Annotated in this window: 26 protein-coding genes and 3 tRNA genes; 11 read left to right on the top strand and 18 right to left on the bottom strand. The window is 65.9% G+C overall.

What is annotated here, in order from left to right; all coding sequences use genetic code 11:
- From tuf to K8I04_04370, 4 genes are all read right to left on the bottom strand, one after another.
- On the bottom strand, nt 1-142 hold a 142-nt coding region (tuf, locus tag K8I04_04355), incomplete at its 3' end, for an elongation factor Tu (GenBank protein ID MBZ0070942.1).
- 88 nt (nt 143-230) lie between these two features.
- Nucleotides 231-306, bottom strand: a tRNA-Thr gene (locus K8I04_04360).
- Between the two features lie 92 nt (nt 307-398).
- A tRNA-Gly gene (locus K8I04_04365) sits at nt 399-472 on the bottom strand.
- A gap of 100 nt (nt 473-572) precedes the next feature.
- Nucleotides 573-657 (bottom strand) — tRNA-Tyr (locus K8I04_04370).
- Nucleotides 658-883: 226 nt separating this feature from the next.
- Between K8I04_04370 and K8I04_04375 the strand changes: the two genes are divergently transcribed.
- Nucleotides 884-2,227, top strand: a complete 1,344-nt coding sequence (locus K8I04_04375) for a UDP-glucose/GDP-mannose dehydrogenase family protein (GenBank protein MBZ0070943.1) — start codon at nt 884-886, stop codon at nt 2,225-2,227.
- Nucleotides 2,228-2,305: 78 nt separating this feature from the next.
- Here K8I04_04375 and K8I04_04380 read toward each other — a convergent pair whose 3' ends face one another.
- Nucleotides 2,306-2,776 (bottom strand): YbaK/EbsC family protein, encoded by a 471-nt coding sequence (locus tag K8I04_04380; protein ID MBZ0070944.1) that lies wholly within the window; start codon nt 2,774-2,776, stop codon nt 2,306-2,308.
- A gap of 87 nt (nt 2,777-2,863) precedes the next feature.
- A complete protein-coding gene (locus K8I04_04385; protein MBZ0070945.1) occupies nt 2,864-3,436 on the bottom strand; it encodes an NUDIX hydrolase in 573 nt (190 codons plus the stop codon).
- Nucleotides 3,437-3,699: 263 nt separating this feature from the next.
- Between K8I04_04385 and K8I04_04390 the strand changes: the two genes are divergently transcribed.
- A complete protein-coding gene (locus tag K8I04_04390; GenBank protein MBZ0070946.1) occupies nt 3,700-4,383 on the top strand; it encodes a zinc metallopeptidase in 684 nt (227 codons plus the stop codon).
- Nucleotides 4,384-4,403: 20 nt separating this feature from the next.
- On the opposite strand, the gene K8I04_04395 is transcribed toward K8I04_04390, so the two are convergent.
- The 8 genes from K8I04_04395 to K8I04_04430 form a co-directional block, all read right to left on the bottom strand.
- Nucleotides 4,404-5,345, bottom strand: a complete 942-nt coding sequence (locus tag K8I04_04395) for a DMT family transporter (GenBank protein MBZ0070947.1) — start codon at nt 5,343-5,345, stop codon at nt 4,404-4,406.
- Between the two features lie 233 nt (nt 5,346-5,578).
- Nucleotides 5,579-6,514 carry an E3 ubiquitin ligase family protein gene (locus K8I04_04400; protein ID MBZ0070948.1) on the bottom strand — a complete coding sequence of 312 codons (936 nt, stop codon included), beginning with the start codon at nt 6,512-6,514 and terminating at the stop codon, nt 5,579-5,581.
- A gap of 9 nt (nt 6,515-6,523) precedes the next feature.
- Entirely contained in the window at nt 6,524-7,096 is a 573-nt protein-coding gene (locus K8I04_04405) for a LemA family protein (protein ID MBZ0070949.1), read from the bottom strand.
- A 13-nt stretch (nt 7,097-7,109) separates the two neighbouring features.
- Nucleotides 7,110-7,655 carry a mismatch-specific DNA-glycosylase gene (locus tag K8I04_04410; protein MBZ0070950.1) on the bottom strand — a complete coding sequence of 182 codons (546 nt, stop codon included), beginning with the start codon at nt 7,653-7,655 and terminating at the stop codon, nt 7,110-7,112.
- 21 nt (nt 7,656-7,676) lie between these two features.
- A complete protein-coding gene (locus K8I04_04415) occupies nt 7,677-7,982 on the bottom strand; it encodes a hypothetical protein (GenBank protein ID MBZ0070951.1) in 306 nt (101 codons plus the stop codon).
- A gap of 102 nt (nt 7,983-8,084) precedes the next feature.
- Nucleotides 8,085-8,759, bottom strand: coding sequence for an acireductone synthase (gene mtnC, locus K8I04_04420; protein ID MBZ0070952.1), 675 nt, complete (start codon nt 8,757-8,759; stop codon nt 8,085-8,087).
- A complete protein-coding gene (locus tag K8I04_04425; GenBank protein MBZ0070953.1) occupies nt 8,759-9,298 on the bottom strand; it encodes an acireductone dioxygenase in 540 nt (179 codons plus the stop codon). Before K8I04_04425 ends, mtnC begins: the two co-directional genes overlap by 1 nt.
- Complete coding sequence (locus K8I04_04430) at nt 9,295-9,954, bottom strand: methylthioribulose 1-phosphate dehydratase (GenBank protein ID MBZ0070954.1); 660 nt, start codon at nt 9,952-9,954, stop codon at nt 9,295-9,297. Before K8I04_04430 ends, K8I04_04425 begins: the two co-directional genes overlap by 4 nt.
- 49 nt (nt 9,955-10,003) lie before the next feature.
- Here K8I04_04430 and K8I04_04435 point away from each other — a divergent pair, with 49 nt between their 5' ends.
- Together K8I04_04435 and K8I04_04440 are read left to right on the top strand one after the other, a co-directional pair.
- On the top strand, nt 10,004-10,306 hold the full coding sequence (locus K8I04_04435; GenBank protein MBZ0070955.1) for a hypothetical protein: 303 nt from the start codon (nt 10,004-10,006) through the stop codon (nt 10,304-10,306).
- 344 nt (nt 10,307-10,650) lie between these two features.
- On the top strand, nt 10,651-11,502 hold the full coding sequence (locus K8I04_04440) for a sulfurtransferase (protein MBZ0070956.1): 852 nt from the start codon (nt 10,651-10,653) through the stop codon (nt 11,500-11,502).
- 87 nt (nt 11,503-11,589) lie between these two features.
- On the opposite strand, the gene K8I04_04445 is transcribed toward K8I04_04440, so the two are convergent.
- Nucleotides 11,590-12,582: a YhdH/YhfP family quinone oxidoreductase gene (locus K8I04_04445; protein MBZ0070957.1), complete on the bottom strand. Its 993-nt coding sequence runs from the start codon at nt 12,580-12,582 to the stop codon at nt 11,590-11,592.
- Nucleotides 12,583-12,779: 197 nt separating this feature from the next.
- On the opposite strand from K8I04_04445, the gene ispG reads away from it, so the two are divergent.
- Nucleotides 12,780-14,009: a flavodoxin-dependent (E)-4-hydroxy-3-methylbut-2-enyl-diphosphate synthase gene (gene ispG / locus K8I04_04450; GenBank protein MBZ0070958.1), complete on the top strand. Its 1,230-nt coding sequence runs from the start codon at nt 12,780-12,782 to the stop codon at nt 14,007-14,009.
- A gap of 212 nt (nt 14,010-14,221) precedes the next feature.
- Here ispG and K8I04_04455 read toward each other — a convergent pair whose 3' ends face one another.
- Nucleotides 14,222-14,929 carry an MBL fold metallo-hydrolase gene (locus K8I04_04455; protein ID MBZ0070959.1) on the bottom strand — a complete coding sequence of 236 codons (708 nt, stop codon included), beginning with the start codon at nt 14,927-14,929 and terminating at the stop codon, nt 14,222-14,224.
- 88 nt (nt 14,930-15,017) lie between these two features.
- The gene (locus K8I04_04460) at nt 15,018-15,641 is read right to left on the bottom strand and encodes a helix-hairpin-helix domain-containing protein (GenBank protein MBZ0070960.1); all 624 of its coding nucleotides are present in this window, start codon (nt 15,639-15,641) and stop codon (nt 15,018-15,020) included.
- A 304-nt stretch (nt 15,642-15,945) separates the two neighbouring features.
- Here K8I04_04460 and K8I04_04465 point away from each other — a divergent pair, with 304 nt between their 5' ends.
- The 4 genes from K8I04_04465 to K8I04_04480 all read left to right on the top strand — a co-directional run bounded on the left by K8I04_04465 (nt 15,946) and on the right by K8I04_04480 (nt 18,111).
- The gene (locus K8I04_04465; protein MBZ0070961.1) at nt 15,946-16,515 is read left to right on the top strand and encodes a hypothetical protein; all 570 of its coding nucleotides are present in this window, start codon (nt 15,946-15,948) and stop codon (nt 16,513-16,515) included.
- 216 nt (nt 16,516-16,731) lie between these two features.
- Nucleotides 16,732-17,025 carry a segregation and condensation protein A gene (locus K8I04_04470; GenBank protein MBZ0070962.1) on the top strand — a complete coding sequence of 98 codons (294 nt, stop codon included), beginning with the start codon at nt 16,732-16,734 and terminating at the stop codon, nt 17,023-17,025.
- 97 nt (nt 17,026-17,122) lie between these two features.
- Entirely contained in the window at nt 17,123-17,548 is a 426-nt protein-coding gene (locus K8I04_04475; protein MBZ0070963.1) for a DUF2384 domain-containing protein, read from the top strand.
- 293 nt (nt 17,549-17,841) lie between these two features.
- Nucleotides 17,842-18,111 carry a DUF2934 domain-containing protein gene (locus tag K8I04_04480; protein ID MBZ0070964.1) on the top strand — a complete coding sequence of 90 codons (270 nt, stop codon included), beginning with the start codon at nt 17,842-17,844 and terminating at the stop codon, nt 18,109-18,111.
- A 4-nt stretch (nt 18,112-18,115) separates the two neighbouring features.
- On the opposite strand, the gene K8I04_04485 is transcribed toward K8I04_04480, so the two are convergent.
- Complete coding sequence (locus K8I04_04485; GenBank protein ID MBZ0070965.1) at nt 18,116-20,413, bottom strand: YgiQ family radical SAM protein; 2,298 nt, start codon at nt 20,411-20,413, stop codon at nt 18,116-18,118.
- A 216-nt stretch (nt 20,414-20,629) separates the two neighbouring features.
- Between K8I04_04485 and K8I04_04490 the strand changes: the two genes are divergently transcribed.
- Nucleotides 20,630-20,845 carry a YdcH family protein gene (locus tag K8I04_04490; protein MBZ0070966.1) on the top strand — a complete coding sequence of 72 codons (216 nt, stop codon included), beginning with the start codon at nt 20,630-20,632 and terminating at the stop codon, nt 20,843-20,845.
- 7 nt (nt 20,846-20,852) lie between these two features.
- The coding region (locus tag K8I04_04495) for a DUF3301 domain-containing protein (GenBank protein ID MBZ0070967.1) at nt 20,853-21,130 on the top strand (278 nt) is incomplete at its 3' end.

The raw sequence follows: 21,130 nt of genomic DNA on the forward strand, positions 1-21,130 counted from the left end.
CGTAACCCCTCGACTCACCACCAAACTTCTTCGCCTGCACCACCGTCAGCGCCGCCGTCAGCGTCGTCTTGCCATGGTCAACGTGACCAATCGTTCCCACGTTTACGTGCGGCTTCGTACGTTCAAATTTTCCCTTGGACATGAAGGGTCTCCCAAGTGCAGGTTCGAGTAGTCAACGTGCGTCGAAACAGTCCAAAACTGCCCGGGACGCGCCTGCCGGGCAGCAAACATGGAGCCCATAACCAGAGTCGAACTGGTGACCTCTTCCTTACCAAGGAAGTGCTCTACCGACTGAGCTATATGGGCCTTAAAATTCAGATACAAGATGCAAGAGCCAAGATACAAGTCAAAACCATCCTCCCTTGTATCTTGGCTCTTGCATCTTGTATCTGCCCCTATGGAGCGGGTGATGGGAATCGAACCCACGCCATCAGCTTGGAAGGCTGAGGTTCTACCATTGAACTACACCCGCCTGAACCTGAGACAACGAGGTCAGGTTCCCTATTCGTTGCGGCGCCTCGATTCATGCAGGGCGCAGAAAACGGTGCCTGACCCGCTGCCCACATCTGTTTTGGTGGAGGGGGGTGGATTCGAACCACCGAAGGCTGAGCCGTCAGATTTACAGTCTGATCCCTTTAGCCGCTCGGGAACCCCTCCGCGAACGAAGCGAGGTATTCTGGGTCAGGCGCCCCAAGGTGTCAACAGGACCGGACAAGAAAATCCGGGACGACACAGCCGGCAGTGACCGCCGCTCCGGGCTTTGCTAGGATGCGCGACCGGGGCCGGGGCCACGCCCGCGCAAGCGTCGGCCCAGCGGGCTGGTGTAATCACTCTACCGGACTGATAACAATCAAATAAACGCGCCAAGGACAGATTTCGGATTATGCAGGTAACAATCTATGGTTCCGGTTACGTCGGGTTGGTGACGGGCGCCTGCCTGGCCCAGGTGGGCAACGACGTGCTGTGCGTGGATATCGATCCGCGCAAGATCGACATGCTGAACCGCGGCGAGGTGCCGATCCACGAACCGGGACTGGACAGCCTGATCACGGAAAACCGTGAGGCGGGCCGGCTGCGCTTCACCCTGGACCCGGCCGAGGGTGTGGCCCATGGCCTGTTCCAGTTCATCGCCGTCGGTACGCCGCCCGATGAGGACGGCTCAGCCGATCTCCGGCATGTGTTGACCGTGGCCAGGAGCATCGGCGAACACCTGCGCGACTACCGGATTATCGTCAATAAATCGACGGTTCCCGTGGGCACGGCCGACCGGGTGCGCGCGGCCGTCGCCGACACCCTGGCCGCACGCGGCGCCGGCATCGAGTTCGACGTCGTCTCCAACCCCGAATTCCTCAAGGAGGGCGCGGCCATCGACGACTTCATGCGCCCGGATCGCATCATCGTGGGGACCGACAACCCCCGCACCACCGAACTCCTGCGGGCGCTCTATGCCCCGTTCAACCGCAGCCACGAACGCATCCTGGCCATGGACGTACGCTCGGCGGAACTGACCAAATACGCCGCCAACGCCATGCTGGCGACCAAGATCAGCTTCATGAACGAGTTGTCGCGCATCGCCGAGCACCTGGGCGCGGACATCGAGAAGGTGCGCGTCGGCATCGGCTCCGATCCGCGCATCGGCTACCACTTCATCTACCCGGGCGCCGGCTACGGCGGCTCCTGCTTTCCCAAGGATGTCCGTGCGCTGGAGCGCACCGCCCGGGAGGTCGGCTACCAGGCCGAACTGCTGGGTGCGGTCGAGGCCGTCAATGCCCGCCAGAAGGGCGTGCTGTTCGAGAAGATCCAGGCGGAATTCGGCACCAACCTCGAAGGCCGCACCTTCGCCCTCTGGGGCCTGGCGTTCAAGCCCAACACCGACGACATACGCGAGGCCTCCAGCCGGGTCCTCATGGAGGCGTTGTGGGCGGCCGGCGCCCGCGTACAGGCCTACGATCCCGTCGCCATGGACGAGACCCGGCGCGTCTACGGGGAGCGCCCCGATCTCCAGCTCTGTGCCAATGCCGACGAGACCCTGCAGGGTGCGGATGCCCTGGTGGTCGTCACCGAGTGGAACAGCTTCCGCAGCCCGGACTTCGAGGCGATCCGCGACGCGCTGACGCAGCCGTTGATCTTCGATGGCCGCAACCTGTACGACCCGGCGCTGCTCGCGAATCTCGGCATCCGCTATTTCGCCATCGGGCGCCCGGCCCCCGTGTCCGCCGCCCACTGAGACGGCCAGGACCCGACTGCCAAGACCCGAGCCGGCCGCCTGGCGGCACAGACCGGCGCCACCGGCCGGGACGGGCGCTCAGATGTGGTAGCTGAAGTGTGCATACTCGGCGTCACCGAACATGCTGCCGAACACCTCGCCCGAGACATGCACCAGCTGCTCGTGGTCACCGGCATCGAAATAGACCTCACTCTGCTCCGCCAGACTGTAGTCCACCAGGGTCTCAAGGCCGTAGGCCGGGCCGATGGGTGGCACCGCCCCCAGCTCGCAATCACCGAACAGCTGCGCCAGGTCGGCCACGGACACCAGCCCCAGGCGGCGGTTCAACTGCCGGTGTAATTCGCCGAGATCGATGCGCCGTGTCGCCGGCAGCACCGCCACGAGAAAGTCGTCGTCATCCCCGAGAATCACTGTCTTGGCGACTTGTTCACCGGAGATGTGCGCGGCCTGCGCCGTCTCCAGGCTGGTCGCGGTGCGCGGGTGGTGCAGCAGATCGTACGGGATGCCCTGACTGTGCAGGTACCTTGTCAATGTTTCGGCCATCGCCATGATGCAACCCTCCTCATTGAATCCTCTTCCAGTATAGCCTCCGCCGCTGCGCAGCCCCGGGGCCGCGCAGCCCGTAGCAGGCCACCCTCAGAGAAATTCGATCCGGTAGCTCGCCGCCCCCGCACCCGGCAGACGTTCGATATCACCGACATGCAACGGAAACACGCCCTGGGCACGATCCCTGAAATACATCCGCAGGGTCTCGCGCACCACCGGGAAGGCCAGCCGATCCCAGGGGATCTCGGCCTCGCCGAACAGCGCCACTTCGAGGCTCTCGGCGCCGGGGGCGAAGTCCAGATCGCACAGACGCGCGCGAAACAGCATGTACACCTGATCGATGTGCGGCAGATTGAAGACCGAGTACAGCGCCTCGATCTCGACGCGCGCGTGCGCCTCCTCGAGCGTCTCACGCAGAGCGGCGACCGGGGTCGTCTCGCCACTTTCCATGAAACCGGCCGGCAGCGTCCACAACCCGGCGCGCGGCTCGATGGCCCGCCGGCACAGCAGGACCTGATCACCCCAGGCAGGAATACAGCCGGCGATGATCTTCGGGTTGGAGTAGTGGATGGTATTGCAGACCGGGCACACATAACGCGGGCGGTTATCGCCGGCCGGGACCCGCAGCGCCACCTTCCCGCCGCAGCGGCTGCAGTAGTTCATGCGGTCATTCATAGGCGCAACCCCGGCATTGCCGGCTGCGCCGGCAGTTCGCTTTCATCTTACTGAAATCTGACCTAGGATTCGCCACGCCTCGAACGTGACCCTGAACCCGCGTGGAGAACAAGGATGGATGTTGCGTGGCTGATAGAAGCGCTGGCCTGGGGGTGGCCTGCTGGTATCGACGCGGTTGAAAATCGTCCCGGACAACGACAACCTCAGCCGCATCGACCGGGCGGACGGCCCGGATACGGCCTGAGCCGCGCATGCACTGGCTGATCCTCGCTCTGCTGGTGGTCGGCGCACTGTTCGGACCACAGTTGTGGGTACGCCACGTCATGCGCCGCCACAGCACGCCGCGCGCGGACTTCCCCGGCAGCGGCGGCGAACTGGCGCGGCATCTGCTGGACCGTCTCGGGCTCGCTGAGGTCGGCGTCGACGCCACCGATCAGGGCGACCACTACGACCCCGTCGCCCGGGTGGTGCGTCTCCGTGGCGAGCACTTCAATGGCCGCTCGCTGACAGCGGTCGTGATCGCCGCCCACGAAGTCGGTCATGCCGTGCAGGATGCCAGCGGTTACCGGCCGTTGCGCTGGCGCCAGCGGCTGCTGGGCTTCACGCAGCTCGCCCAGCAGCTGGGTAACGGCCTGATCATGGCGACACCCCTGATTGCGGTCATCACCCGCATGCCCAGCGCCGGCCTGCTGCTGCTCGCCGCCGGTCTGGCGAGCCTCGGCTCGGCACTGCTGATCCATCTGATCACGCTGCCGGTCGAATGGGATGCGAGCTTCGGCCGCGCCCTGCCCCTGCTGGAAGCGGGGCAGTACATCCCCGCCAAAGATCTGCCCGCCGCCCGCCACATCCTGCGCGCCGCGGCCTTCACCTATGTGGCCGGGACGCTGGCCGGCCTCCTGAATTTTTGGCGCTGGCTGCGCCTCGCCCGCCGCTGAACCGCAGCCGGCAACCCACGTCACCCGGGGCCTGCGACGCCCCGTCGACGAGCTGCCGGCTGCGGTTCTGCGACGAGCGACCGCCGCCGTCCACGCAGCAGCAACCGGTCGCCCCACTGGTGTGCCACCAGGCCGGTGAGGATCAATCCCGCCCCCAGCCACACCCGGGCCTCCAACGCCTCGTCGTTGAGCACATGACCGAGCCCCAATGCCAGTACCGGCGTCACCAGGGTGACAAGGGCAAGGTGGCTGGCGGCCATGCGCCGGAGCACGTAATAGAACAGCATGAAGCCGACCACCGAGCCCATCAGGCCGAGATACAGGATGGCATAGGCGGCACGCGGCGTGAGTGCGGTCGGCGCCTGGCCGTCGAACAGCAGCCAGCTGATCAGAAACAGCGGCGCCGCCACCAACAGCCCGCCGCCGGTCACGGCGAAGGCCGGCACGTCGGCACCGATGCGCTTGACCCAGACACTGCTCAGCGAGTGCAGTACCACCGAGGCCAGCACCCCGAGCATACCCGCCACCGCCAACTGCTGCGGACCGACGTCACGGCCGAAGATCACGGCCAGCCCACCGAGACCTGCCAGCATGCCGAACAGCCGTGCCGGCGAGAAGGCCCGTTCCTCCAGCCACAGCGAGGCCAGGACACCGGTGACCATGGGCGTCAGTCCGTACAGCACCGAGATCAGGCCCGAGGGAATGAATTGCGCGCTCCAGTACACGCAGGACATCGCCCCGAAGATGCCCAGGCCGGCGACCAGATAGGTGCGCAACGCGGCGCGATGGCGTGGCAGCGGCAGGCGCAGCAGCGCCATGAACAGCACACAGACCAGCGCCCCCAGCCACATGCGCGCGGCGACGCCAAACAGGAAGCCCGCGCCTTCGCTGCTCCACTGGATCGCCAGCGGTGTCGTCGACCAGATCAGGATCACGCCCAGAAAGGCGGCCGGCACGGACATTGTCAACCCTCATTACGGCTTCATGGGAGCCAAAACGAAACAGGCCACAGTTCTTGCGAAGCTGCGGCCTGAGAATTCGAAAACGTGATGGTCTACATCAATGGATCAGTCCCACCCTCCCAGGCGCTGTGTTACCCGTCGCAGCAGCCAACCGCTGCGCGCCATCGCATGAATGCACTTGAATGGGAGGGTCCGGGACATGCTGCGAGTCTGCCGCACCGCTTCGCCGGCCGTCAACCGCCGACGCGTGCCGCGACGTACCCGAGCGTGACGGCCGTGCCGATCAGAAACGCTACCAGCGCGGCCAGCGCCCGGCGTCGGTAGCGCGTGGCCAGCACCCGCTGCGACAGGGCCGACAGCAGGAAGGGATGCCGGTCGCTCGGTGCACGCGCCAGTACATGCAGGGTTGGCGCACGCGGCTGGTCGCGGCGCCGGGCGAGGGCCTCAGCCTGTGCCGCCGCGCGGGCCGCATCCCATTCCTCCGCGTCGATGCGGCCGTCGTCGTCGCGATCGAAACGCCGCAGCAGGGCGGGCTGATCGCCCTTCCAGTCACGCAGCAGCGCAACGACGTCGGCGCGCAGATCGCCCGCGGCCGCATCGACGGTGTGGAACCAGCCCAGGGCATACAGGTCACCCGGCATCAGACGCTCCTCTGTATAGCGGTACTCACCGCTGCCCAGCCGGAACCAGGATTTCGACGCCGGCGGGCCACGGCGCGGGAAGCCGGCATTGCCATACCAGACATCCTTTTCCCCCGGGATCACCTCGGCACCCTCGGGATCGATGAGGCAGCGGCCAGTGCCATCGTCGAGCGCGAACAGACCGTCGCTGACACCCGCCTGCAGCGTACCCCAGTGACTGCCGCGCCCGTCGCCACGGGTCTCGTGGTGCTCGATCTTGTAGCGGTACCACAGGCAGTGCGTACCGGTGAGCGGTCCGACGATCGGCGGACCGTCGAGCAGCAGGCCCCGCCCTTCCAACTCCACGTAGCCCTGATACGCGGAGCGCACCCGGGCGGTCGGCATGTCCTCGACGATGCGGGCGCGATGCAGGCTGCGCCAGATGAAATAGAATGCCGCCGACACCCCGGTGACGAGCACGGCCAGCACGAACCAGAAACCTGCGGGCGACAGTTCGCGCACCCGCACGACCAGCTCGGGGAATCCCATGCCGGGATCTCAGGAATGCTCGAACAAGCCCCGGATATCGATGTCCACCTTTTCCTCCCCGCTGAACTCCAGCAGCTCGAAGGGGCCGAAGCCGAACTGGCGCGCGATCAGCACGTCGGGGAACTGCTCGATCCGGACGTTGTTGAGGTTGACGCTCTCGTTGTAGTACTCGCGCCGGTCGGCGATGCCGTCCTCCAGTTCGGTGATGCGCTGCTGCAGGTGCTGGAACTGGCTGTCGGCCTTCAGATCGGGATAGGCTTCGGCCACTGCGAACAGGCTGCCCAGCCCCAGGCGCAGCTGGGTCTCCGCCTGCCCCAGGGCCGGCACGTCCTGGCCCGCGCGCGCCATGGCCACCGCCGTGCGCGCCTGCATCACTTTCGTCAGCGTCTCCTGCTCGTAGCCCATGTACTGCCGGCACACCTCGACCAGCTTGGGCAGTTCATCGTGGCGCTGCTTGAGCAGCACATCGATGTTCGACCAGCTCTTGGCGACGTTGTGCTTGAGTGCCACCAGATGGTTGTAGAGCAGGATGCCATACAACACCACGACGCTGAGCACTACCAGGGATACGATCCAGGTCACGGCTTCATTCTCCTCATCGCGGGCCTCGCAGGATGGTCAGTTTACGATACCAGACGATCAGGTCGTCGAGCGAATAGACCGCGTTGGCGGGGCTCGGATTCGGTGTTACGCAGACACGGCTGCTGCCGATGCGCCGCGGCTGCAGCCCCCAATCCAGGTCCACACGCCCCGCCGTGTCGCCACTGCCACCGTGTCGCAGGAACGCGCGATAGGCCAGCTTGCCGTGGAACCAGACCAGGTGCGGCGCCGCCTCCAGCAACTTTTCGGTCAGCCGCGGCGCCCACCGGCGGAAATCGGCCGCCCGCAGCTGCGCCGCACCCGGCGTGGGCCGCTTGACGACATCCGTGAAACCGATGCGATGGTGTTCGAGGAGACGCTGCATCGCCGCCGGCCCCGGTTCCAGCACCTCATCGATCAGGCCACTGGCGTTCAATGCCCGCCAGAAGCGGTTCTGCGGCGTGGCGAAGGGAAAGCCGGCGCGCACCGAGTTGAGCGATGGATTCAAGCCAACCGACACGATGTCCAGGTGCGGCGCCAGCCAGTCCGGCAGCGTGTGCATAGCAGCGAGAGACGGCAGGCGTCAGTCGTCATCACCCAGTTCGACGTTCCAGCCGGCCGCGCGCGCCCGTGCGATGGCCTCGGCATAGATGCGCTCATGGCGTGCGCGCAATTCGTCGGGCAGACGACTGGCCAGATGCCCGTAGGGCTCCCAGGCCTTGTGCACCTGCCCGTAGAGCTGTTCCAGGCGGGCGTAATCCCAGTTCTCGCAGCGTTCGGTGTCCGGCAGGATGCCGAACACCCAGGCGTCGCGGATGATCTTGCCGATGTCGGTCATACCGCTGTGCACGTCCTTGTCGATACCGGGATAGAGCTTATGGTGATGCATACATTTCTGACCTTGATGGTAGGGTGCGTCGGCGCAGCGACGCACCGTGGCGGTACGAACAGGGTGCGTCAGGCCGCGCCTCGACGCATCCTGCGCGGACATTCAGATTTCGATGGCATCGAAATCACGCACCTGCCGATGGGGCGCGTTCGGATCCAGGGCCCCAGCGCGCACCAACTGGAGCGTCCGCAGGCCGGCCGCGCGCGCCGCATCCAGCTCCTCCACGAGATCGGACAGAAACAGGATCTCGGCGGGCGGCAGCCCGATGTCGGTGACGATGGCGCGGTAGGATGCCGCCTCGCGCTTGGCCCCGATGTGGGTGTCATAGTAGCCGGAAAACAGCGGCGTCAGGTCCCCGGCCTCGCTGTGGCCGAACAACAGCTTCTGGGCGTATACCGAGCCGGAGGAATACACGTACAGCTGCAGGCCGCGCGCGTGCCAGGCGCGCAGCTGCGCGGCGGCATCGGCATAGATGTGGCCCTTGAAATCGCCATTGCGATACCCGGCCTCCCAGATCAGGCCCTGCAGGGACTTCAGCGGTGTGGCTTTGCTATCCGCGTCGATCCAGCGTTCCAGCTGCGCGACGACACCGGCATCGTCCAACCCGGTACCGGCCTCACGGCGTACGTCGTCCAGCAGGCGGCGCACCTCCGGGTCCTGTGCATGCGTGGCGACATAGCGCGCGAGATGCTGGCGGGCATAGGGAAACAGCACCTCCTTGACGAAGGACAGCGAACTGGTCGTACCCTCGATATCGGTGACGACGGCGCGGATCATCAACTGAACTGCGGATAGCGGGACGCGATCTTGTCGCCGGTGAACTGCGCCACCCAGCCCGCGGGGGTGGTGAACAGCCGGATGCACTTGAAATGTGGGTTTTCACCCATGTCGAACCAGTGTGGCGTGTTGGCCGGGACGCTGATCAGATCGCCCTGCTCGCACAGTACGCCGTACACCTTGCCGTCGGCGCGGATGTAGAACAGGCCCTGGCCGTCGACAAAGAAACGCACCTCGAAATCGCTGTGGATGTGTTCATCCAGAAACTTGGCACGCAGCGCAGTCTTGTCGGGGTGGGTCGGATCGATGCTCACCACATCGACCGATTTGAAGCCGTATTCCTCTATCAGCGCATCGACCTGGGTCCGATAGGCCGCCAGGATATCGTCCTGGCTGGCATCATCCGCAAGGGTCCGCGCCGCCTCCCAACGCTCGAAGCGCACCCCGAGGGCACCCAGGCGGCGGCCGATTTCAGCGCCGTCGGTGAAGGTCTCGATCGGGTGGGCGTCGTGCTCGGCATAGATAATCAGACGACTCATGGCTGGCACATCCCCCGTTCACGGAGTTCACATTCAAACAGAAAGTCGAAGGCCTCCAGGTGACGCAGCGTCTCCGCCATATTGCGTCCCCAGGCATACAGACCGTGACCGGCGATCAGATAGCCGTAGAGCGACTCGCCCGTATCCGATCCGGTATCGAACCAGGCATCGACCTGGGCGGCAAGCCGCGGGATATCCTGGTCGTTGTCGAATACCGGCACGTGCATCGTGACTGTGTGCGTGGCACGACCGGGAAACGCCTTCAGCAGTTCGTAACCGGTCAGCACCAGGGCCTGCCCACCGGCCCGCCGCACCGCACGCGAGATCAGCGTCGCATTGATCGAATGCACATGCAGCACCACACCGATCCCGGGATCGCGCCGGTACAACTGCGTGTGCAGCAGCGTCTCCGCCGAAGGCCGCTGCTCACCGCCGACGGCCTTGCCGTCCAGATCGGCGCGCATGATACCCGATTCGTCCAACCTGCCCTTGTGGCGGCCGGAGACCGTCAGCGCGATTTCCGCGGCGCTCAGGCGGGCGGAAAAATTCCCGCTGGTCGCCGGCACCCAGCCGCGCGCATGCAGTTCACGACCCGCCTCGATCAGGGCACGGACCTGTTGCGACCAGAGACTGTCATCGACCGGGACAGCGGACATTGCGGATACCTGCTGCGTGGATGCGCCCGATTGTAGGACGCCACCAGAAGTGGAACAACAAAAAGACCGCGAACCGCGAAAGTTTGTGAACCGCCAAGATGCCGAGGAAAACCCTTGTTTCAACCGCCAAGGCGCCAAGACGCCAAGAAAACCATTATTCATGGAAAACCCTGATCTCTTGACGCCTTGGCGGTTTACTCAGCACTCTCGGCGTCTTGATGCCTTGGCGACTCAAAAAAAACTTTCTTGGTGTCTTGGCGCCTTGGCGGTTCACAAAGGGCTTTCTTGGCGGCCTTGGCGCCTTGGTGGCTCAAAAAAGCTTTCTTGGCGCCTTGGCGCCTTGGCGGTTTAAAAAAAGGTTTCCTTGGCGGTCTTGGCGTCTTGGCGGTTCCCAAACTCTGGCGGTTCAACAATCCCAGCGTCAAACGGTCTGCAAGGCCGCGCCCGGGCGCAGGCCCTTGCTCCGGTCGCGTAACGCGTAGCCTCTGTTATCCGCAATCAGCACAAGGGTAGAATGGCGCTTGACTTGCGCCGATGCCTTGGAAAAATGGCCACGGAAGGATGCGGAAAAAGGTGCATGTATACAGCCCGGGAACCAAACCGCAGGGGATGATCCTGGGGTTGCAGAGTACATTCTTCCCAAGTCCGTCCGGGGAAGAGCCTCTTACCTGAGTTTGATTAGCATGAGGGTACGACATGTCCGCTTCACCCCTGCTCTCGGCGGCCGAACTCGCCGGGCACCTCGACGACCCCGGCTGGCGCATCATCGACTGCCGCTTCGATCTGCAGCACCCCGAGGCCGGCGAGGCCGCGTACGGTGAGGCCCACATCCCCGGGGCACTGTACGCCCACCTGGAGCGCGACCTCGCCGGTCCGATCACGCCCGACAGCGGGCGCCACCCCCTGCCCGACCCGCAGCGCCTGTGCGCGACCTTCTCCGCCTGGGGCATCAGTCCGGACACCCAGGTCGTCTGCTACGACGCCCAGGCCAACGCCTACGCCGGACGCCTGTGGTGGCTGCTGCGCTGGCTCGGTCATGAACGCGTCGCCGTCCTCGATGGTGGCCTGCAGGCCTGGGTGGGCGGCGCCTACCCGCGCTCGGCTACGCCGTCCCAGGTCACGCCCGCCATCTTCCAGGGCAGCGCGCGCGCGGACATGGTCGTCGCCACGGCCGAACTCGCAGCGCAGATCGGCAGCGGCACCCATCGCCTGGTCGACGTGCGCACGCCAGAGCGCTTCGCCGGCGAAAAGGAGTCCATCGATCCGGTCGCCGGCCACATCCCCGGGGCGCGCAATCTTCCCTATCAGTCCAATCTGGATGCCAGCGAATGCTATCTGCCGCCGGAGGTGTTGAAGAAAATGTACCGCCGGGTGCTCGACGACGTGTCGCCGGAGCACTGTGTCCTGATGTGCGGCTCCGGCGTCACCGCCTGCCACAGCCTGCTCGCACTGGAACTCGCGGGGCTGGCCGGCGCCAAGCTGTATGCCGGCTCCTGGAGCGAGTGGATCCGCGATCCGGGGCGGCCGGTGGCGACCACCACCCGATAGCCCCTTCCAGTAGATGATTCCCGCAAATCCACCTCAACCCGGGTCGGAACGCGCGCGGGGCACAGCGCCGGCCTGACAGCGCCGGTATCACCCACCGACCCTCACCAGCGTCCGCCCGTGGACATGCCCTGCGAGCATTTCTCCGCAGAAGGCCGGCAGTTCGTCCAGCGTAATCTCACCCGCGCAGATGTGGTCGAGCTGCGTGGCATCGAGATCCCGGGCCAGTCGCGACCAGATCTGCTCACGCTGCCCGCGCGGGACATCGACGGAGTTGATGCCGAGCAGGTTCACACCACGCAGGATGAAGGGCATCACCGAGGTGCGGAAATCCGTGCCGGTGGCCATGCCGATGACGGCGACGTTGCCGTGCGGGCGCACACAGCGGATCGCCCAGCCGAGGTACTCGCCGCCGAGTACCTCGATCACACCACCGAAGCGGGCGGTCTCGAGCGCCCGCTGCCCCATCGCCAGCCCGTCCCGCAGGATGACTTTGCACGCCCCCAGCGCCTGCAGATAGTCGATGCTCGCCGGCTTCAGCGTCAGCGCGGCGACCTCGTAGCCCTGCCGCGCGCACAGGGCGGTGGTGAAACTGCCCACCCCGCCACTCGCACCCGTCACCAGGATCGGACCGAGGTCGGGTGTCTGGCCATTCTGCTCCATTCGCGCGAGCGCGAGTGCGGCGGTGAAGCCCGCAGTGCCGATGACCATCGCCTGCCGTGTGGACAGGCCCTCGGGCAGTGGAATCACCAGCGCTGCGGGGACGCGCAGGTAGGGCGCGAACCCACCGTCGCACACCTCGCCCAAGCCTCCGCCGGTGACTACAACCCGGGTGCCCACCGGCAGGCTCGGATCGGTCGATGCCTCCACACGACCTGCCGCATCGGCGCCCCCGACCAGCGGTGAGTGCCGCAGTATCTTGCCGCGTCCGGTGACGGCCAGCGCATCCTTATAGTTGATCGCCGACCATTCGACACGCACGGTCACCTCCCCCGGCGACAGCTGGTCAAGGCGGAGGGCTTCCAGCCCGGCACGATGGTGGGACGCATCCTGATGGATCCGGAAGGCAGTGAAGGCAGTCATCGTCATCCCCTTGGACAAGTAGGTGCGCCAGCGGGTGGCCATTTGACGCGGCCGCAACGCAGCGAACCGCCACCCGATCGGTGTCCCGCTGCGCCAGGCCCCGCCGCGACACCTATTTCCCGGTAAAACAGCGCGGATGACAGGACCGGCGCGCGCTTGCGATAATGCCGCGGTCATCCCCACACGCCAAGCCCAGTATGTCCAGCCGCCCCAGTCCCGTCCAGCGTCGCCCCAGCATGCCTGTCCGCATCGGTCCGGTGACCGTCGGCGGCGGCCACCCGGTGGTGGTGCAGTCCATGACCAACACCGACACCGCCGACGCAGCGGGCACGGCGCTGCAGGTCGCACAGCTCGCCCGGGCCGGGTCGGAGCTGGTACGCATCACGGTCAACAACGACGCGGCCGCCGCGGCCGTGCCGGAGGTCCGCCGGCGGCTCGACGATATGGGCGTGAACGTGCCACTGATCGGCGACTTCCATTTCAATGGCCACCGGCTGCTGCCCAGACACCCGGGCTGCGCCGACGCGCTCGCCAAATACCGTATCAATCCCGGTAATGTCGGTCGTGGCAAGAAGAAGGATGAACAGTTCGCCACGCTGATCGAGTGCGCACGCGCGCACGCCAAGCCCGTGCGCATCGGCGTGAACTGGGGCAGCCTCGATCAGGAACTGGTGGTGCGCATGATGGACGAGAATACCCGCCGCGCCGAACCGCTGAATACCGCCGAGGTCACACGCGAAGCATTGATCGTCTCCGCCCTCGAGAGCGCGCGACGCGCCGAGGAACTCGGCCTCAGTCGCAATCAGATCATCCTGTCGGTGAAGATGAGCGGGGTGCAGGACCTGATCGCCGTGTACCGTGACCTCGCCCGCCGCTGCAGCTATCCGCTGCACCTGGGACTCACCGAGGCCGGTATGGGCAGCAAGGGTATCGTCGCCTCGACCGCCGCGCTCGCGGTGCTGTTGCAGGAAGGCATCGGTGACACCATCCGCATCTCGCTCACGCCCGAACCCGGCGGCGACCGTACCCGGGAGGTGATCGTCGCGCAGGAGATCCTGCAGTCCATGGGCCTGCGTGCCTTCACCCCGCAGGTTGCCGCCTGTCCTGGCTGCGGCCGCACCACCAGCACCACCTTTCAACAGCTCGCGCAGGACATCCAGGCCTATCTACGTCAGCAGATGCCGGTGTGGCGCACGCAGTACCCCGGCGTCGAGGCCCTCACCGTCGCGGTCATGGGCTGCGTGGTCAACGGCCCCGGCGAGAGCAAACATGCCGATATCGGCATCAGCCTCCCGGGGACCGGCGAAGTCCCGGTCGCACCGGTGTACGTCGACGGTGAGAAGACGGTGACCTTGAAGGGCGAGACGATCGCACAGGATTTCCACAAGATCGTCGACGAGTATGTGCGGCGGCGGTTCGGCGGGTAAAGTCAACGGTGCTTTAACCACAGCTTTAACCACAACTTTAACCACAACTTTAACCACAAAGGACACGAAGGTACACGAAGGAAATCCACAACGAATGCTAAAAAGATGAGTCCCCTCACCCGTGTGGGAAGAGAGAATCAACGATTTTGCATTAGCCCAAGATTCCCTTCGTGTACCTTCGTGTCCTTTGTGGTTAAAACTTCATCCATTCACTAAGGCATCTCCTCACCCTTCCGCACCGGGCCGTAGGGCGCGTCGCGGTGCTGGTCGTGGTAGTGCATGCGGTAGTGGGTGAAGCGCGCGACGTCGTCGAAGTGCAGGAAGGGGTTGCCGGCGATCTGTTCGTGCAGGGTCGAGGTCTCGGTGACGGCGTAGTTGTGGCCGGGACGGATCACGATTTCCTGCGGCAGCTTTTCGCGCAGGGCCCGCAGCGTCCAGAACATCTGTTCCGGATCACCACCGTGCAGGTCGCAGCGACCGCAACCATAGACGAACAGCGTGTCCCCGGTGATGAGATCATCGCCCAGCCGGTAACAGGCGGAACCGGGCGTGTGGCCGGGGGTATGCAGGATCCCGATCTCGGTGTCACCGAGCGCAATGCGATCGCCACCGTGATGCAAGGTCGGCAGATCCAGGCAGCGCCCCCAGAACTGCGCCTCGGGCTTCAGCAGATGGATCTGGGCGTCACAGCTGCGCAGGAGTTCCTCGATGCCGTTGATGTGGTCGTGGTGACTGTGGGTGAGCAGTACATCGCTGATGGTCACCCCGCGAGCCTGCGCCAGTGCGAGGATGGCCGGCACATCCCAGGCGGGGTCCACCACCGCCGCCCGACGGCTGGCGAGGTCCTCGATCAGGTAGATGAAGTTCTCCATCGGCCCGAGTTCGAGCGCGTGGATGCGATAGGGCTGGTCGGGTGACATGCGCAGCTCCTGCGACGGGAGGGGCAATTATCACCACACGGGGCGCGTGACTCAAATGCCAGGAGCCTGTCGGAATTCATCCCCGGAATCAGGCCGTGGTCCGCGGCAGGCCGAACTTCACCCGTAATTTGCGCAGCGTGGCGACACCGATGCCGGGCATGGCGAGCAGCTCCCGATCGTCGGCCGCACGTACCTGTTCGGCAGTGCGCAAACCCGCCGCATAGAGGGCGCGCGCGATGCGCACATTGATACCGGCCGCCTTGACGGCGCGGAAGAACGGCTGTGCGTCATCCTGAACGGGCGGGGACGGGATCGGGGCTGGCGCAGGCGATGCAGCGGTGGGTGCCTCGATCGCCGGGACGGCCGCGCCGCTGACCGGACGGCGCGCGACGGTGCGCCGGATGGGCTTGTGCCGCGGCTGCGCGGCGACCGCGCTCAGCCCCGTGGCGGCCAGGAAATGCCGTGCCGCGGCCAGCAGCAGCAGGACGGCCAGGACCTGCGCCATCGCCTGATTCCACGGGAGTTCGGCGAGCACGACGTGCACACTCAGGCCCGCGGCCCAGGCGACACACAGGGCGGCGAACACGGCGAACCCACCGCTCCAGAGACACCCCTGCTGGCGTGGCAGACACTGCCTGCAGCAGCGCAGCAGCTGTGCCGCGATCTGGTCGAACCAGGTGCGGTCCTGATAGAGGTAGTCGTCATGGTTCATGGGCGGTATCCTGACACCAGAGGCATTTTCCACACTGTACTCAAACCTGTCCCGGTATGCGTATGGCCGCCGTCGCATGCGGCGCGCGCGACGACGTCCACAAGACCTTGTCGGCACACCGCGCGCACCTTTTAATACTGCGAGCGGGTACTACCGCGACCGGGCGCTGCGGCTGCCCGCCGCACCACGGAATCAACCGCTTGAATTCGTTTGAATATACATCTATCGGCCGAGGCCGTGAAGCCCACTGCGTCCAGGTCGTGCGGCTCGGTTGCGGCAGCGGACGGTTGGCCCGCGCCCGGACATGAGCGTCTACAAACTCGTCCTCCACCCGTCGCGGGCCGCTGCCGTACCGCGTTCTCCCGCCGGGTACCTCGCCACCCTGGACGAGACGGGACTGATCGGTGCCGCCTTCGAGCTCGACGGACGCCGGCATTTCCGTACCGGCCCGGGCTTCCTCGACCACCTCACCTTTCTCGGCTGTTCGCCCGTCGTGGAGCTCGACCCGCCCGCCAGTGATGCTGATGGCCACGCGCGCAGCGGCCGCTTCTGCCACATCGAACTGCAGCCCGTCAGCGCGACACCGCGCCTGCGCAGGCGGGCCGAGCATGCGCCCCGCTGCCGCCACTGCCGCCGGCCCATCGAACCGGCCCTGCTCGACGCGGCAGTGACGGCCGGCTCGCTGCGCTGTCCGGGGTGCGCAACTGCGGCGGACCTGGAGCGGCTCAACTGGCGTCAGGCCGGCGGGTATGCACGCATCTTCCTCGACATCTGGGGGATCCACCCGGCCGAGGCCGTACCGGGCGATGCGCTGCTCGCGGCCCTGGCCGCTTGCACGGACTGCCCCTGGGCGTTCTTCTATATGGAGGACTGACGTCCGGCGCGGAGGCATCCTACGCAAAGACCCGGCCACGGTCGTGCGCTGGCGAATGCCCCTTGGACACCGGCATTCCTGCATTTTTCGTGTGCTTACGCGCCAGAAGCTGCATCTTTTTGGGTGAATCACCGTCCCCGACTGTGCGACAATGCCGCCCTGTTCAAGAACCGGCGCCGACGCTCCCGTCCGTCCGGCCAGCGGAGGCACTCAGCGATGCCCAGTGAAGAGATTTCCAAAGAAGAGCGCATCCTGCGCATGATGAAGAAGGTCCTCACCGACGTGGCCAAGGATACCCATGGCCAGCCCGGTTTCAGCCATCCCCTGTCGGACAACACCATCCAGGGTATCCGCGAGTGCCTGGCGCTGATCGCCGGCCGCGAGCGCGAACTCGTCGAGGCCCGTGGCAAGTCCATGAGCATGCGGCCACACTTCATCGACGAACCCAAGAAAACCGTGGTCGTATCGCTGGATAAGCTGAAGAAAAGCAAGCCTGCCGACGATAGCTGAGGACCTGCGCACAACAGCACCGCGAAATGCCCGGTTATTTGATATCCCGGAAACGTTGGCACTATAGTGCGCAAATCCACACCACGAGGACTGAAACATGAGTGATTTCGGCAATGCCACCCCAGAAGATCGCGTCTGCCTGACACGGGCTGTCATCAGTCTGCTGGAGGGCTGGGGCGTAGAGCCCCGCGAGGCGGCCATCATCCTGGGTTTGCCCGAGGACACGACGATGCACAACATGCGCTGTTACCGGTCGAACACGCCCTTCCCCGATTGCCCCGAGGTACTCGAGCGCGTCGAACACCTGATCGGTATCGCCGACGCGCTGCGCACCATGTTCCCGCGCAGCGCGCAGATGGGGCCGTTGTGGATGCACCGCCGCAATCGCCACTTCCGCCGCCGTACCCCGGTCGATCTCATGGTCGAAGACGGCCTGAACGGCGTCATTGCAGTGCGCACACACCTGGACTGCTCGTTTGCCTGGGCGGTATCCGGATCAACCGCCAGGCCCTCCTGCGCCTGAGAAAATCTGCGCCCGGCAATCTGCCGGTGCGCCAGCGGGGCCGTTGCCCGAGCGACCTGCCCACCGCTGCCGATCCCGGCATCGATCTCCGATCTCCCGACCCACGCACCTGGTGAGCACCTGATGAGCAGCGTGCCGCGCGCGCGCGGTTGCGACGCCATACCCATCAACTAGACTGGGGAAAGTGAACCGACGGTCAGCGGTCGCAGGGCTGGGAAGCCCGTCATGGACCTGCCGCCGCCATCCCGTCTTTGCCACCATCACCCCACCATCACAACTGGAGTCGATGCATCATGGCCACCCCTCACAAGCCCACTGCACGCGCCAAATCATCCCCCGCCAAGGCGGCGCGCCCGGCCAAGGCCCGGAAGGCACGCACCAACACGTCGCCCAACGCGGGTGTGTCGGTGGAACAGCGCCATCAATTGATCGCCGAGGCCGCCTACCTGCGCGCCGAGCATCGCGGCTTCGCGAATGGTGATTGTTTCGATGACTGGCTGGCCGCCGAGCGCGAGATCGATGCCCTGCTGGCGGAACACGCCGCCCCCACAACCCACCAGTAAGTTCCTACGGCCGCGCGGGCCGCCGCGGTTTGCGTGCCGTACGTCCCGGTGCGGCCCCCGCGGGAGCGGGGGATGGACGTGCGGGGGGCGGTGGTGTGTGCGGCAGCCCGGTATGCTGCGTCCGGAACGGCCGGCCGGTGGCCTGCGACTTGGTGCCGCGCCGCGCCGCGGCCGCCGCACCGGCACCCCCACCAGTACAACCACCAGCACCCTGGGTACGCTGAGTACCTTGGGGTTGCCAGGTCGGCACCAGATGGCGCTTACCGTTGCCGATCAGATCCTCCCGCCCCATGCGGGTGAGCGCCTCGCGCAATAATGGCCAGTTATTGGCGTCGTGGTAGCGCAGGAAGGCCTTGTGCAGACGTCGCTGGCGCAGACCTTTTGGCACCGCCACCGTCTCGCCCGCTGCGGTCACCTTGCGCAGCGGATTCTTGCCCGAATGGTACATGGCCGTCGCCGTCGCCATCGGCGAGGGCAGGAAGTTCTGCACCTGGTCGGCGCGGAAACCATTGCCTTTCAGCCACAGGGCGAGGTTGAGCATGTCTTCATCGGTCGTCCCGGGGTGGGCCGCGATGAAGTACGGGATCAGGTACTGCTCCTTGCCGGCCTCGCGGGAATACTGCTCGAACAATACCTTGAAGCGGTCGTAGACGCCCATGCCGGGCTTCATCATCTTCGTCAGCGGACCCGATTCGGTATGCTCGGGCGCGATCTTCAGATAGCCGCCCACATGGTGGCTCACCAGTTCCTTCACATATTCCGGTGCCTGCACCGCCAGGTCGTAGCGCAGTCCGGACGCCACCAGCACCTTTTTGATGCCGGGCAGCGCGCGCACCCGCCGGTAGAGGCTGATCAGAGGTGCGTGATCGGTACTCATGTTGGAACAGATGCCGGGGTAGACGCAGGAAGGCCGGCGGCACGCGGCCTCGATCTCGCGGCTCTTGCAGGCCAGGCGGTACATATTGGCCGTCGGGCCGCCGACGTCGGAGATGACACCGGTGAAGCCCGGTACGGTGTCGCGGATGGTCTCGATCTCGCGCACGACGGAATCTTCCGAGCGACTCTGGATGATCCGGCCCTCGTGTTCGGTGATGGAGCAGAAGGTACAGCCGCCGAAGCAGCCGCGCATGATGTTCACCGAGAAACGGATCATCTCGTAGGCGGGGATACGGCGGCCGGCATAGTCCGGGTGCGGCTGGCGCGTATAGGGCAGTTCGAAGATACGATCCAGTTCCGCGGTGCTCAGGGGTAGCGGCGGCGGATTCAGCCACACGTCGCGGTCGCCATGGCGCTGCACCAGGGCGCGGGCATTGCCCGGGTTGGTCTCCAGGTGCAGCGTGCGGGAGGCGTGCGCATACAGCACGGGCGCGGCGCGCACGCGCTCGAAAGCGGGCAGGCGCACGACGCTGCGGGCCCGATCGACACCCGGGCGACGCTGGAAGCGCAGTGGCGCCTCCGGTGGCTTGAGCGCGCCGTTCGCGCCGGGCGCGTCGCCCGCCGCGCCCGCCGCCCCAGCCGCCCCAGCCGATTGGGGCGGCGACGCCGTGGTGTCCGCATAGGGGTCGGGGTGCGGTGCCACGGGACCGGGCAGGTCGATCTCCGTGGAGTCGATCTCGGTCCAGCCCTCCGGCAGGCCGCGGCGCATGAACCCGGTACCGCGGATGTCCGTCAGGGCCGTCACGGGCTCGCCGGCGGCCAGGCGGTGGGCGATCTCGACGATCTGCCGCTCGCCGTTGCCGTAGACCAGCAGATCCGCCTTGGCATCCACCAGGATCGACCGGCGCACCTTGTCGGACCAGTAGTCGAAGTGGGCGATGCGCCGCAGACTGGCCTCGATGCCACCGATGACGAGGGGGACGTCGGCCCACGCCTCGCGGGCGCGCTGCGCGTAGACGATGACGGACCGGTCGGGCCGGCGGCCGCCGGTCGCGTCCGGCGTATAGGCGTCGTCGGAACGCAGCTTGCGGTCGGAGGTGTAGCGATTGACCAGGGAATCCATATTGCCCGCGGTCACGCCGAAGAACAGGTTCGGCCGGCCGAGCTTGCGGAAGTCGTCCACGCCGGTCCAGTCCGGCTGATCGATGATCCCCACGCGGAAGCCCTGCGCCTCCAGCACACGGCCGATGACCGCCATGCCGAAGCTCGGATGATCGACATAGGCATCGCCCGTCACCAGGATGATGTCGCAGGAATCCCAGCCGAGCTGCTCCATCTCGGCGCGGCTGTGCGGCAGCACGGGTGCGATACCGAAACGTCGGGCCCAGTACGGGCGGTACGAAAACAGGGGCTTGGGGCTGGCCATCGGGGCGGTACTCTGGTGTGTACTTCGAGGCGACTCAGGGTCCGGGCCGCCGTGCGCCTTGCTGGGGCAGTGGGTCGGCGCCGAAAGTCGCGCTAGTATAGCAGTTTGTCCCGCCGCGACCGAAGACGTCCCTATCCGACCAGGGGTCCGATAGGGGTCCGGTGGGGGACCGTGATACTGTGCGCGGCCGTGCGCGACCGCTGGAAGCCGACGAACATGTCCGAGATGAGCGAAACCGACACCGATGCCCTGCACCAGCGCCTGCACACGCTGCGCGTGGAACACCGCGACCTCGATGACGTGATCACCCGCCTGGTCGGCGACCCCGTGATGGATCAGCTGACGCTCAAGCGCCTGAAAAAGCGCAAGCTCGCCCTCAAGGACCTGATCCAGCGCATCGAGAGCGCGCTCATCCCCAACCTCGACGCCTGACGCCGCCATGGAATCGCTCCTGCTCCTGGCCGGCATCGCCCTGCTGCTGTGGTTCTGGCAGCAGGGCCTGCGCGCCCGCGAGATCGCCATCCGCACCGCCCGGGAGCTGTGCCGGCACCAGGGCCTGCAACTGCTCGACGGCACCGTGGCGTTGAACGGTCTGCGCCTGCGGCGCGCGCGCACCGGCCGCGTGGCGCTGCAACGCACCTATCAGTTCGAGTACAGCCACGACGGCCAGATGCGGGAACGCGGCTTCGTGCTGATGCTGGGCCTGCGACTGGAAAG

Source organism: Gammaproteobacteria bacterium, from assembly GCA_019911805.1.
Lineage (GTDB): Bacteria > Pseudomonadota > Gammaproteobacteria > Thiohalobacterales > Thiohalobacteraceae > JAHJQQ01.